Raw genomic sequence first — 12117 nt, forward strand, 5'->3', positions numbered from 1 at the left:
GCTCAGAAGACGATGCCCACGCTCAGGTGCAGGCGCGGCTTGTGGGTGCGCTGGGCGCGGGCGAGGTCCAGCCGCAGCGGGCCGACGGGGCTGCGCCAGCGCAGGCCCAGGCCGAGGCCGACGGCCGGCTCGAGGTCGCCCCAGCGCTGGGCGGCGGTGCCGGCGTCGACGAAGGCCGCCCACCACACCGCGGGCAGGCTGGGCGCGACCGGCCGCGCCACCTCCACGCTGCTGGTGAACAGCACCCGTCCGCCGGTGAGGTCGCCGGCGGCGTCGGTCGGCGCCAGCTCCCGGTAGCCGTAGCCGCGCACCGATTCGTCGCCGCCGGCGCGAAAGCGCAGCGTGTCCGGCACGGTCACGTGGTCGGCGGCCAGCACCTGGCCCAGTTCCAGCCGGGCCTGACCGAAGAAGCCGGCGGGCAGCGGGTGGTAGCCCGTGAGGCGGCCGTAGAGGCGGGTGAAGGCACCGCTGCCGCCGTCGGAGTCGCGCGCCAGGCCGATGCCGTTCTGCAGCGACAGCGCCCAGCCGCGGGTGGGCAGCAGCGGGTTGTCCAGGCGACGGAAGATCCAGTTGGCGTTGGCGGTGACGGCGCCGGCACTCTCGCGCTCGACGTCGGTGCGGCGCAGGTCGCGGGTGCCCTCGACGTAGAACTGGCGCTGCACCCGCGGCGTGTCCTGCTGGCGGCCGACGCGCAGGCGCGACGAGGTGACGGTGTCGCTCTCCGTCTCCAGCCGCGACAGGCCGTAGCCGGTGAGGTTGCGCCAGAGGTTGCGCTGCGGATGGGTGCTGACCTCGCCCTCCACCGTCTGCCGGTCGCGGCCCAGCTCGAAGCGGTGGCGGGCCTGCAGCGGCAGGCCGAAGGGCCGTCGGTGGCGGTGCTCCAGCGACACCCGCTGGCCGTTGAGCGCGCTGTAGCCCAGGCCGATGTTGAACTGCTGCAGCGGCAGTTCGCGCAGCCGCACGCGAACCGGCACGGCGGCGGCCTGGGTCGGATCGGGGTCGATGCCGACGCTGGCCAGCTCGAACAGGCCGGAGGTCTGCAGCCGCTGCTGGAAGTCGAGCAGCAGCGCCTCGGTGGCCGGCGCGCCGCGGTCGAAGTTGGCGAGGTTGCGCACCGTCGCCTCGTCGTGGAACTGCAGGCCCTCCACCCGCAGGTCGCCGGCACGGAACAGCGGGCCGCTGGCGGCCTGCACCTGCAGGTCGGCGGCGCCGCCCTCGACGTCGACGCGCGCGGCGGTGAAGGCCCAGCGCGCGGCGACGTAGCCCTCGGCCTGCAACTGCGCCAGCGAGCTGGCCTTGGCGTCGACCCAGGCAGGGTTGCGGAAGGCGTCGCCCACCTTCAGCGGCCACTGCCGGCGCCAGCGGTCGAGCACCTGCCGGGCGCGGGCGTCGTCGGCCAGCAGGCCGTCCTGCATCGGGCCTTCGACGTCCTGGGTGACGCGGCCGACCCGGGTGCGCGGGCCCGGCTGCACCACCACGACGACCACCGGCGGCTGGCCGGGCTCGCGCCGCACCTGCACCACCGGCTCGAAGTAGCCCTCGGTCTCGAGCAGCTCGCGCACTTGGGCCGGGGTGGCGGCGACGAGGCGGCCGAGCTCGGTGGCGCTGACCGGCTCGCCGCCGCGCACCCGTTCCAGCCGCGCCACGTCCAGGTGCTCGCGCAGCAGGCGGGCCAGCGGCGCCGGGGCGTCCAGCTCCAGGCGCAGGAGGTCGCCGGGGGGCGGCGCCTCCAGCACGCTCTCGGGCGCGGGGGTGGTGGGCAGCAGGGAGCAGCCGGCCGTCGAGATGGCCACCATCACGGCCGCCATCGGCCCCCACCAGGCGAGGCACCGGCCGGCCGCCCGTCGCGGCGCCGACCGCGGCGGGCTCACTTGGTCAGCAGGCGCATCGCACTCTCGAGGCCGGCCAGCGTGAGCGGGAACATGCGCTGCCCCATGAGCTGCTGGACGATGGCGATGCTCTGCCGGTACTGCCATACGCCCTGCGGTTCGGGGTTGATCCACGCGAACTTCGGAAAGGCATTGGTGAGCCGCTGCAGCCATTCGGCGCCCGGCTCCTCGTTCTGGTACTCGACGCTGCCGCCGGGCTGCAGGATCTCGTAGGGGCTCATCGTCGCGTCGCCGACGAAGATCAGCTTGTGGTCCTTGTTGTAGGTGCGGATCAGGTCCCAGGTCGAGGTCTTCTCGGAATGGCGGCGCCGGTTGTGCTTCCAGACGAAGTCGTAGACGCAGTTGTGGAAGTAGAAGAACTCGAGGTGCTTGAACTCGCCCTTGGCGGCGGAGAACAGCTCCTCCACCCGGTGCACGTGTTCGTCCATCGTGCCGCCGACGTCCATCAGCAGCAGCACCTTCACCCGGTTGTGGCGCTCGGGCACCATCTTCAGGTCGAGCCAGCCGGCGTTGGCCGCGGTGGCGCGGATGGTGTCGTCCAGGTCCAGTTCCTCGGCCGCGCCTTCGCGCGCGAAGCGGCGCAGCCGGCGCAGCGCGACCTTGATGTTGCGCGTGCCCAGTTCCTTCTGGTCGTCGTAGTCCTGGTAGGTGCGCTGGTCCCAGACCTTGACCGCGCTCTTGTTGCGGCCCTGGCCGCCGATGCGGATGCCCTGCGGGTTGTGGCCGCCGTGGCCGAAGGGGCTGGTGCCGCCGGTGCCGATCCACTTGCTGCCGCCCTCGTGGCGTTCCTTCTGCTCCTCGAAGCGTTTCTTCAGCGTCTCCATCAGCTCGTCCCAGCCCATCTTCTCGATGGCCGCCTTCTCCTCGGGCGTCAGCTCGCGCTGCAGCGTCTGGCGCAGCCAGTCCAGCGGCACCTCGCGGGTGAAGTCGGTGAGCAGCTCCACGCCCTGGAAGTAGGCGCCGAAGGCGCGGTCGAACTTGTCGTAGTGCTTCTCGTCCTTGACCAGCGTCGTGCGGGCCAGGTAGTAGAAGTCGTCGATGCGAAAGGCGCCGTCGCTGTCGGGGCCGACGACGCCCTGCTTCAGCGCCTCCAGCAGGCTGAGGTACTCCTTGACGGAGACCGGCAGGCGGGCGCTGCGCAGGGTGTAGAAGAAGTCGATCAGCATGGCGTTCGCGGCGGGCTGGGGTCAGCGTGGCGAGGCGGGCGGTGGCGGTCAGCCCCGCGGCCGGTCGAGCTGCCAGGTGAGGTGGGCGCGCACCGTCGGCCATTCGGCGGCCACGATGCTGTAGACGCAGGTGTCGCGCAGCGTGCCGTCGGCCAGGCGCTGGTGGTGGCGCAGCACGCCGTCCAGCTTGGCGCCCAGGCGCTCGATGGCGCGGCGGCTGGCTTGGTTGAAGACGTGCGTGCGGAACTCCACCGCGATGCAGCCCAGGCTGTCGAAGGCGTGGCCCAGCAGCAGGCGCTTGCACTCGGTGTTCAGCGGTGTGCGCTGCACCCGACCGGCGTACCACGTGCTGCCGATCTCGAGGCGCCGGTGCACCGCGTCGACGTTCATGTACGTCGTCATGCCCACCGGCACGCCGTCGGCGTCGAGCACCGCGAAGGGCAGCATGGCGCCGGCGGCGTGCAGGCCGAGTCGCCGCTCGATCTCGGCCTGCATGCCGTCGGGCGAGGGGATGGCCGTGTACCAGAGCCGCCAGAGCTGGCCGTCCTGCACCGCCTCGGCCAGCGCCGGCGCGTGGTCCGGCGCCAGCGGCACCAGCCGGGCATGTCGGCCGGCGAGCGTGACCGGCTGCACCAGCGGGTTCATGGTGCGACCCTGGTCCTTCAGCGGTGGTTGCGCTGCATGAAGACGAGCTTCTCGAACAGCGTCACGTCCTGCTCGTTCTTCAGCAGCGCGCCGACCAGCGGCGGCACCGCGACCTTCTCGTCCTTGCTCTGCAGCACCTCGGTCGGGATGTCCTCGGCGACCAGCAGCTTCAGCCAGTCGAGCAACTCGGAGGTACTCGGTTTCTTCTTCAGGCCCGGCAGGTTGCGCACCTCGTAGAAGGTCTTCAGCGCGGCGCCGAGCAGCTCCTTCTTCAGGCCGGGGTAGTGCACGTCCACGATCTGCCGCATGGTGTCGGCGTCGGGGAACTTGATGTAGTGGAAGAAGCAGCGGCGCAGGAAGGCGTCCGGCAGCTCCTTCTCGTTGTTGGAGGTGATGAACACCAGCGGCCGGTGGCGGGCCTTGATCAGCTGCCGCGTCTCGTAGACGTAGAACTCCATGCGGTCGAGTTCGCGCAGCAGGTCGTTGGGGAATTCGATGTCGGCCTTGTCGATCTCGTCGATCAGCAGGGCCACCGGCCGGTCGGCCTCGAAGGCCTGCCACAGCACGCCCTTGACGATGTAGTTGTGGATGTCGCGCACGCGCTCGCCGCCGTCGATGTCGGCGAGCTGGCTGTCGCGCAGGCGACTCACCGCGTCGTACTCGTACAGGCCCTGCTGGGCCTTGGTGGTGCTCTTGACGTGCCACTGCAGCAGCGGCAGGTTCAGCGCCGCGGCCACTTCCTCGGCCAGCATGGTCTTGCCGGTGCCCGGCTCGCCCTTGACCAGCAGCGGCCGTTGCAGGGTGATCGCGGCGTTCACGGCCAGGCGCAGGTCCTGGGTGGCGACGTACTGGTCTGAGCCTTGGAATTTCATGCTGCGGGCCGCTGGAGGGCGCGGTATGGCGCGCGGAGGGGGAGGCGCCGCCGCGCCCGGTGCAACCGATGCGGCGGTGCCGAGGGCTTCAGGCCAGTATACGGGGCGACCCTATAATCGACGGTTGGTCGGAAAAGCATCCCAGACATGATGAACAAGCTCGCCCTTCGGCTGCCCGGCGCAGCAGCCGCGCTGCTCGCGGCCACCCTGGCCTCCCCGGCCGGGGCCCAGGCACCGACCGCCGCGGTGGACGCGACCCAGGGCCTGCCGGCGGCCAAGCTGGTGGCCATGTGCATCGGCTGCCACAACATCCCGGGCTACCAGTCGAGCTTCCCGGTGGTGCACAAGGTGCCGATGATCGCGGGCCAGGGCGCCAAGTACATCGCCGCCGCGCTGACCGCCTACAAGAAGGGCGACCGCAAGCACCCGACGATGCGCGGGGTGGCGACCACGCTGACCGAGCAGGACATCAACACCATCGCGGCCTTCTACGAGCAGCAGGGCAAGGAAGCCGGCGGCGAGGCCCCGCCCGAGCAGCCCGCCAAGCAGCCGCCGGCCGACGTGGCCGCCCTGCTGACCAAGGGCGCCTGCGTGTCCTGCCACGGCGCCAACTTCAACAAGCCGCTGGACCCCACCTACCCCAAGATCGCCGGCCAGTACGCCGACTACCTCGAGGTCAGCCTGCGCGCCTACAAGGCGGAGAACAACGCGCACTTCGGTCGCAACAACGCCATCATGTCGGCGCAGGTCAAGCAGTTCTCGCCGGCCGAGCTGAAGAAGATGGCCGAGTACATCGGCTCGCTGCCCGGCGAGCTGAAGACGGTGCCGCAGTCGCGCTTCAGGGGCAACTGACCTCGGGGCGCTTCGCGCGCCACGGCGAACAAGAGGCCGCTGCCCGCAGCGGCCTTTTTCTTGCCTGCCTACACTCGCCGCCGTCCTGCCCAGGGATTGCACGAAGGAGACTGGCATGCCGCACGCCCCCCACCGTTGGATCTTGCGCCGCGTCCTGCCGCTGCTGGCGGGCGCGCTGCTGGCCCTCGGCGCCCAGGCCCAGGTCCTGCGCTGGGCGACCCAGGGCGACCCGCAGACGCTGGACCCGCATGCGCAGAACGAGTCGTTGACCAACGCCATGAATGCGCAGGTCTACGAGACGCTGGTCGGGCGCGACAAGCAGCTCGGCCTGGCGCCGCAGCTGGCCACCGAGTGGCAGCAGGTGTCGCCTCGGCTGTGGCGGCTCAAGCTGCGGCCGAACGTGAAGTTCCACGACGGCAGCCCCTTCACCGCCGACGACGTGGTGTTCTCCATCCGGCGCGCCAGGGAGCCGACGTCGGCGCTGCAGGCGTATGCCAACGCGGTGGGCGAGCCGCGCAAGGTGGACGCGCTGACGGTGGAGTTCCAGCTCGAGCAGGTCAACCCGATCTTCCTGCAGCACCTGAACACGCTGTTCATCATGAGCAAGTCGTGGAGCGAGCAGCACAAGGTGGTGCGGCCGCAGGACTTCAAGGGCAAGGAGGAGACCTTTGCCGCGCTGCACGCCAACGGCACCGGCCCCTTCGTGCTGGTGAGCCGCCAGCCCGACGTGCGCACCGTCTACAAGCGCAACCCGCAGTGGTGGGGCCAGATGGAGGGCAACCTGCAGGAGGTGGTCTACACGCCCATCCGCAACGACGCCACCCGGCTGGCCGCGCTGCTGTCCGGCGAGATCGACTTCGTGCAGGACCCCGCGCCGCGCGACGTGCCCCGCCTGCGCGGCAGCGGCGGCCTCAAGGTGGTGGAGGGGCCGGAGAACCGGGTGCTCTTCATCGGCATGGACCAGTCGCGCGACAAGCTGCTGTACGGCCGGGTGCCGGCCGACAAGAACCCGTTCAAGGACCTGCGGGTGCGCCAGGCGCTGTACCAGGCGGTGGACATCGAGGCCATTCGCACCCGGCTGATGAACGGCCAGGCCCAGCCCACCGGCGCGGTGACGCCGTCGCCGCTGGCGCATGGCCGCGACCCGGAGATCGAGCGCCGCCTGCCCTTCGACCTGGCCGCGGCGCGCAAGCTCATGGCCGACGCCGGCTACGCGGACGGCTTCGAGGTGACGCTGGACTGCCCGAACAACCGGTACATCAACGACGAGGAGATCTGCGTCGCGCTGGCCGCCATGTGGGCGCAGCTGAAGGTGCGGGTGAAGGTCAACGCCATGCCGCGGGCGCAGTACTTTCCCAAGCTGGAGCGGCGCGACACCTCGATGTACCTGCTCGGCTGGGGCGGCTCCATCACGGACGCCGAGACCACGCTGACCCCGGTCTACCGCAGCCCGGGCGACAAGGGCGTCGGCGCCTGGAACTTCGGCAACGTGCGCGACGCCGAACTGGACGAACTGGCCGCCGCGTCCAGCCGCGAGCCCGACAACGCCAAGCGCGAGCAACTGGTGAAGGCCGCGCTGAAGCGGCACAACGCCCTGGTGCTGCACATCCCGCTGCACCGGCAGGTGGTGCCCTGGGCGATGCGCCAGAACGTCGAGGTGGTGCACCGCCCCGACAACTGGCTCGAGTGGCAGTGGGTGAAGGTGGGCCCCCGGCCCTGATCGCCACGCGGTCTGTCCCAGGAGGACACGAAGAAAAGCCCGCCGGCGCAGGGCGCGGGCGGGCTCGCTTTCAAGGGGGCGCGAAGCGACCCCGCCGTCCGGCTCACTTCAGCTTCGTTTCCTTGTACAGGACGTGCTTGCGCGCCTTCGGGTCGAACTTCAGGAATTCGAGCTTCTCGGGCGTCGTCTTCTTGTTCTTGTTCGTGGTGTAGAAGTGGCCGGTCCCCGCGGTGGATTCCAGCTTGATCTTTTCGCGTCCGCCTTTGGTGGCCATGGTGCGCTCCTCGTTTCAGCGGGGCCTTACAGGCCGCCCTTGGCCCGCAGGTCGGCGACGACCTGCTCGATGCCGACCTTGTCGATCAGGCGCAGCGCGGCGTTGGTCACGCGCAGCCGCACCCAGCGGTTCTCGCTTTCGACCCAGAAGCGGCGGTACTGCAGGTTGGGCAGGAAGCGGCGCTTCGTTTTGTTGTTGGCGTGGGACACGTGGTTCCCGACCATCGGGCCCTTGCCCGTGACTTGACAGACGCGTGCCATGACGCTTCTCCGTAGCAATTCGTGTGGGGTGCCGGCGCCCCTCAAGGCATCGAAGGGCGGCGAGGCCGCGCCACGCAAGGCGCTGCCCGTTCCGGCAAAGACCGCGATTCTAGCCCAAACCGCCGCCGGTGCGCCAGCGGCCGGTTCGGCAGGGGGCGTCAGGTGGCCTGTTCGAGGAAGCGCTGGGCGTCCAGCGCCGCCATGCAGCCGGTGCCGGCCGAGGTGATGGCCTGGCGATAGACGTGGTCCTGCACGTCGCCGGCGGCGAAGACGCCCGGCACGCTGGTCATCGTCGCCATGCCGGCCAGGCCGGAGCGGGTGACGATGTAGCCGTCCTTCATCTCCAGCTGGCCCTGGAAGATGTCGGTGTTCGGATGGTGGCCGATGGCGATGAAGCAGCCGTGCAGCGCCAGCTCGCGGGTGCTGCCGTCGTTGACGTCACGCAGCCGCACGCCGGTGACGCCGCTGGGGTCGCCGAGCACCTCGTCCAGCGTCTGGTGCAGGTGCAGGACGATGCGGCCGTCCGCCACGCGCTCGTGCAGCTTGTCGACCATGATGGCCTCGGCCCTGAACTTGTCGCGCCGGTGGACGAGGTGAACCGCGCTGGCGATGTTGGACAGGTACAGCGCCTCCTCCACCGCGGTGTTGCCGCCGCCGACCACGCACACCTCCTGCCCCTTGTAGAAGAAGCCGTCGCAGGTGGCGCAGCCGCTGACGCCGCGGCCCATGAAGGCCTGCTCGCTGGGCAGCCCCAGGTACTTGGCCGAGGCGCCGGTGGCGATGATCAGCGTGTCGCAGGTGTAGGTCCCGGCGTCGCCCTTGAGCGTGAACGGCCGCCGGGCCAGGTCCACCGCGCCGATGTGGTCGAAGACGATCTGGGTGTTGAAGCGCTCGGCGTGGGCCAGGAAGCGTTGCATCAGCTCCGGCCCCTGCACGCCGGCCGCGTCCGCCGGCCAGTTGTCCACCTCGGTGGTGGTCATCAGCTGGCCGCCCTGGGCCAGGCCGGTGATCAGCACCGGCTTCAGGTTGGCACGGGCCGCATAGACGGCAGCGGTGTAGCCGGCGGGGCCGGAGCCAAGGATCAGCACCTGGGCGTGGAGGGTAGGGGAGGCGGACATGGGCTGGTGATGGTCGCGGGGCCGGATCGTTGCTTATGAGTCTGACATGGGGTTGAAACCGGTGGCAGAAACCCTGTCAATCGGCACAATTGCCGGATTCTAGGAAGGCTGTCACGCCATCGACGGGCGCGCGGCCTGCGATGTCCGAATCGCTTGAGACCGGGAGGCTCACCCCATGTCGATGCTGTCCAATCTGGACCTGATCCGTCGCGTCCCGCTGTTCTCCATGTTGACCAGCGATCAGGCCCAATCCATTGCGGACAGTGTCGTCAAGCGCCGTTACCGGCGCGGCGAGCTGATCGTCGAGCAGGGGCGCAAGTCGAATGCGCTGTTCATCCTGCTCAACGGCCGGGCACGGGTGCTGACGGCCGACTCGCGGGGCCGCGAGGTCATCCTCGCCGTCATGCAGGCCGGCGACTACGTCGGCGAGATGAGCCTGATCGACAACGAGCCGCATTCGGCGACGGTCCGCGCCGAGGTGCAGACGGACATGCTGGTGCTCGGCCGCATCGAGTTCTCGCGCTGCCTGCCCGAGTCGACCAGCCTGGCCTACGGCATCCTGCGCGGCCTGGTGTCGCGCCTGCGCGCCGCCGACCGTCAGATCGAGTCGCTGGCCCTGCTGGACGTCTACGGCCGCGTCGCCCGCACGCTGCTGGACATGGCCGAAGAGGACAACGGCATCAAGATCATCCGCAACAAGGTCTCGCGCCAGGACATGGCCAAGATCGTCGGCGCCTCGCGCGAGATGGTCAGCCGGGTGATGAAGGACCTGGAGGAGCGCGGCGTGATCGAGACGCAGGAGAACGGCTCGGTCATCCTCAAAGAGCGTCTGTACGAGCGCGACTGACGCCCCGACGCCTCCGGCCGCCCGGCCCGGGTCGGCGACAATCGCCGCATGACCTTTCCGCTCGGCTCGCTGCATTCCGAGCCCGCCGTCGCCGGCGCCTCGACCGCCGGTGCGGCGCCCCCCGTCCACCGCCGCGGCCGCGCCAAGCCGGCGCCCGCCGCGACCGTTCCGCAGGCGCCGCGCTGGCGCACCGAGGCGCTGCTGGTCGCCGGCGGGGTCGGCTGGCTGCTGCTGGTGCTGGCGCTGATCAGCCACCATCCCACCGACCCCGGTTTCTCCACGTCGGGCGAAGGCGGGCCGCTGCGCAACTGGGTCGGCCTGCTGGGTGCATGGACCTCGGACGCCGCCTTCTTCCTCTTCGGCCTGTCGGCCTGGTGGCTGCCGGTGGTCGCCCTGCGCTGCGGTCTGGGCGCGCTGGCCCGGCTGCTGCGCGGCGAGGGCCGCCGCGTCGAACTGCCCACCCGGATCGAGAAGCTGTCGCTGTGGGGCGGCCTGGTGCTGCTGATGTCGGCCAGCACCGCGCTGGAGTGGACGCGGCTGTACCGCTTCGAATCGCTGCTGCCCGGCCCGTCGGGCGGCGTGCTCGGCTACCAGCTCGGCTCGACCAGCATGACCTGGCTGGGCTTCGCCGGCTCCGGCGTGTGGTGGATCGCGGTGCTGGTGCTGGGCGCGTCGCTGGCGCTGCGCTTCTCCTGGCTGGCGCTGGCCGATGCGGTGGGCGAGCGGCTGGAATCGCTGCACCTGCGGCGCCGCCACGAGAAAGAGCTGGCCGAGGACCGGCGCGTCGGCGAGCGCGCCAAGGCCGAGCGGCGCGTCGTCGTCGAGGCCGAGCGCCAGGTCGCCGAGGACCACCTGCCGATCGCCATCGAGCCGACCATGGTCGAGGTGCCCAAATCGGAGCGGGTGGCCAAGGAGCGGCAGAAGCCGCTGTTCTCCGACCCGCACGACACCAAGCTGCCCCAGGTGGACTTGCTCGACAGCGCGCCCGCGCGGCAGGAGACGGTGACGCCCGAGACGCTGGAGATGACCTCGCGGCTGATCGAGAAGAAGCTCAAGGACTTCGGCGTCGAGGTGCGGGTGGTGGCGGCCTCGCCCGGCCCGGTGATCACCCGCTACGAGATCGAGCCGGCCACCGGCGTCAAGGGCGCGCAGATCGTCGGCCTCGCCAAGGACCTGGCGCGCTCGCTCAGCCTGGTGTCCATCCGGGTGGTGGAGACCATCCCGGGCAAGAACTACATGGCGCTGGAACTGCCCAACGCCAAGCGGCAGACCATCCGCCTGACCGAGATCCTCGGCTCGCAGGTCTACCACGACGCCGCCTCGCAGCTGACCATCGCGCTGGGCAAGGACATCGTCGGCGCCCCGGTGGTGGCCGACCTGGCGAAGATGCCCCACTGCCTGGTCGCCGGCACCACCGGCTCCGGCAAGTCGGTGGGCATCAACGCGATGATCCTCAGCCTGCTCTACAAGGCCGAGGCGCGCGACGTGCGGCTCATCCTCATCGACCCGAAGATGCTGGAGATGAGCGTCTACGAGGGCATCCCGCACCTGCTGTGCCCGGTGGTGACGGACATGAAGCAGGCGTCCAACGCGCTCAACTGGTGCGTCGGCGAGATGGAGCGCCGCTACAAGCTGATGAGCAAGCTGGGGGTGCGCAACCTGGCCGGCTTCAACAAGAAGATCGACGAGGCCCACGCCCGCGGCGAGACGCTGGGCAACCCCTTCAGCCTGACGCCCGAGGCGCCGGAGCCGCTGGAGCGCCTGCCCTTCGTCGTCGTCGTCATCGACGAGCTCGCGGACCTGATGATGGTGGTCGGCAAGAAGATCGAGGAGCTGATTGCCCGCCTGGCGCAGAAGGCGCGGGCGGCCGGCATCCACCTGGTGCTGGCCACCCAGCGGCCGAGCGTGGACGTCATCACCGGCCTGATCAAGGCCAACATCCCGACCCGGCTGTCCTTCCAGGTCAGCAGCAAGATCGACAGCCGCACCATCCTCGACCAGATGGGCGCGGAGGCGCTGCTCGGCATGGGCGACATGCTCTACATGCCGTCGGGCACCGGCCTGCCGGTGCGGGTGCACGGCGCCTTCGTCTCCGACGAGGAGGTGCACCGGGTGGTCGACTACCTGAAGGGCCAGGGCGAGCCGAACTACATCGAGGGCATCCTCGAGGGCGGCACGCTGGACGGCGAGGCGGGTGAGGTCGGTGGCCCGGGCGGCGGCGACAGCGACGGCGAGGCCGACCCGATGTACGACCAGGCCGTGGCCATCGTCCTGCAGCACCGCAAGGCGTCGATCTCGCTGGTGCAGCGGCACCTGCGCATCGGCTACAACCGCGCGGCCCGGCTGCTGGAGCAGATGGAGAAGTCGGGCCTGGTCTCGGCCATGGCCACCAACGGCAACCGCGACCTCATCCTGCCCAAGCGCGAGGAGGTCTGACCAGCGTGTCGGCGCGGCGCCCCGGGTGCCCGTTGAAC

General features: G+C 70.3%; 11 protein-coding genes. 4 read left to right on the forward strand and 7 right to left on the reverse strand.

The annotated features are described in order from the left end of the window. Nucleotides 1-2: 2 nt before the first annotated feature. Genes LRS07_RS06395 through LRS07_RS06410 form a run of 4 tightly spaced genes read right to left on the reverse strand, consistent with a single transcriptional unit; the run spans nucleotide 3 to nucleotide 4572 of the window. Nucleotides 3-1808 (reverse strand): autotransporter assembly complex protein TamA, encoded by a 1806-nt coding sequence (locus LRS07_RS06395; RefSeq protein WP_260501128.1) that lies wholly within the window; start codon nucleotides 1806-1808, stop codon nucleotides 3-5. A 59-nt stretch (nucleotides 1809-1867) separates the two neighbouring features. Beyond that, the gene (locus LRS07_RS06400) at nucleotides 1868-3055 is read right to left on the reverse strand and encodes a vWA domain-containing protein (RefSeq protein ID WP_260501129.1); all 1188 of its coding nucleotides are present in this window, start codon (nucleotides 3053-3055) and stop codon (nucleotides 1868-1870) included. A 48-nt stretch (nucleotides 3056-3103) separates the two neighbouring features. Continuing rightward, complete coding sequence (locus LRS07_RS06405) at nucleotides 3104-3700, reverse strand: GNAT family N-acetyltransferase (protein WP_260501130.1); 597 nt, start codon at nucleotides 3698-3700, stop codon at nucleotides 3104-3106. 17 nt (nucleotides 3701-3717) lie between these two features. After that, a complete protein-coding gene (locus LRS07_RS06410; protein WP_260501131.1) occupies nucleotides 3718-4572 on the reverse strand; it encodes an AAA family ATPase in 855 nt (284 codons plus the stop codon). 150 nt (nucleotides 4573-4722) lie between these two features. Here LRS07_RS06410 and LRS07_RS06415 point away from each other — a divergent pair, with 150 nt between their 5' ends. Together LRS07_RS06415 and LRS07_RS06420 are read left to right on the forward strand one after the other, a co-directional pair. Continuing rightward, on the forward strand, nucleotides 4723-5424 hold the full coding sequence (locus LRS07_RS06415) for a c-type cytochrome (protein ID WP_260501132.1): 702 nt from the start codon (nucleotides 4723-4725) through the stop codon (nucleotides 5422-5424). Nucleotides 5425-5539: 115 nt separating this feature from the next. Beyond that, nucleotides 5540-7144 carry an ABC transporter substrate-binding protein gene (locus tag LRS07_RS06420; RefSeq protein ID WP_260501133.1) on the forward strand — a complete coding sequence of 535 codons (1605 nt, stop codon included), beginning with the start codon at nucleotides 5540-5542 and terminating at the stop codon, nucleotides 7142-7144. Between the two features lie 103 nt (nucleotides 7145-7247). Here the strand turns inward: LRS07_RS06420 and rpmG are convergent, their stop codons facing one another. From rpmG to trxB, 3 genes are all read right to left on the reverse strand, one after another. After that, the gene (gene rpmG / locus LRS07_RS06425; protein ID WP_046113738.1) at nucleotides 7248-7418 is read right to left on the reverse strand and encodes a 50S ribosomal protein L33; all 171 of its coding nucleotides are present in this window, start codon (nucleotides 7416-7418) and stop codon (nucleotides 7248-7250) included. A 26-nt stretch (nucleotides 7419-7444) separates the two neighbouring features. Then, entirely contained in the window at nucleotides 7445-7678 is a 234-nt protein-coding gene (gene rpmB, locus LRS07_RS06430) for a 50S ribosomal protein L28 (protein ID WP_260501134.1), read from the reverse strand. A gap of 158 nt (nucleotides 7679-7836) precedes the next feature. Beyond that, nucleotides 7837-8796: a thioredoxin-disulfide reductase gene (gene trxB, locus LRS07_RS06435; RefSeq protein ID WP_260501135.1), complete on the reverse strand. Its 960-nt coding sequence runs from the start codon at nucleotides 8794-8796 to the stop codon at nucleotides 7837-7839. Between the two features lie 175 nt (nucleotides 8797-8971). Between trxB and LRS07_RS06440 the strand changes: the two genes are divergently transcribed. Then, complete coding sequence (locus tag LRS07_RS06440) at nucleotides 8972-9643, forward strand: Crp/Fnr family transcriptional regulator (RefSeq protein ID WP_260501136.1); 672 nt, start codon at nucleotides 8972-8974, stop codon at nucleotides 9641-9643. A gap of 48 nt (nucleotides 9644-9691) precedes the next feature. Further along, nucleotides 9692-12079, forward strand: coding sequence for a DNA translocase FtsK (locus LRS07_RS06445; protein WP_260501137.1), 2388 nt, complete (start codon nucleotides 9692-9694; stop codon nucleotides 12077-12079). The last annotated feature ends 38 nt before the right edge of the window (nucleotides 12080-12117 follow it).

The sequence above is a fragment of the Aquabacterium sp. J223 genome (assembly GCF_024666615.1).
Lineage (GTDB): Bacteria > Pseudomonadota > Gammaproteobacteria > Burkholderiales > Burkholderiaceae_C > J223.

Coding starts and splice junctions, on each gene's coding strand:
- LRS07_RS06395 (WP_260501128.1), bottom strand. CDS start 1,808: ATGGCGGCCGTGATGGTGGCCATCTCGACGGCCGGCTGCTCCCTGCTG.
- rpmG (WP_046113738.1), bottom strand. CDS start 7,418: ATGGCCACCAAAGGCGGACGCGAAAAGATCAAGCTGGAATCCACCGCG.
- rpmB (WP_260501134.1), bottom strand. CDS start 7,678: ATGGCACGCGTCTGTCAAGTCACGGGCAAGGGCCCGATGGTCGGGAAC.
- LRS07_RS06420 (WP_260501133.1), top strand. CDS start 5,540: ATGCCGCACGCCCCCCACCGTTGGATCTTGCGCCGCGTCCTGCCGCTG.
- LRS07_RS06415 (WP_260501132.1), top strand. CDS start 4,723: ATGAACAAGCTCGCCCTTCGGCTGCCCGGCGCAGCAGCCGCGCTGCTC.
- LRS07_RS06410 (WP_260501131.1), bottom strand. CDS start 4,572: ATGAAATTCCAAGGCTCAGACCAGTACGTCGCCACCCAGGACCTGCGC.
- LRS07_RS06400 (WP_260501129.1), bottom strand. CDS start 3,055: ATGCTGATCGACTTCTTCTACACCCTGCGCAGCGCCCGCCTGCCGGTC.
- LRS07_RS06445 (WP_260501137.1), top strand. CDS start 9,692: ATGACCTTTCCGCTCGGCTCGCTGCATTCCGAGCCCGCCGTCGCCGGC.
- LRS07_RS06405 (WP_260501130.1), bottom strand. CDS start 3,700: ATGAACCCGCTGGTGCAGCCGGTCACGCTCGCCGGCCGACATGCCCGG.
- LRS07_RS06440 (WP_260501136.1), top strand. CDS start 8,972: ATGTCGATGCTGTCCAATCTGGACCTGATCCGTCGCGTCCCGCTGTTC.
- trxB (WP_260501135.1), bottom strand. CDS start 8,796: ATGTCCGCCTCCCCTACCCTCCACGCCCAGGTGCTGATCCTTGGCTCC.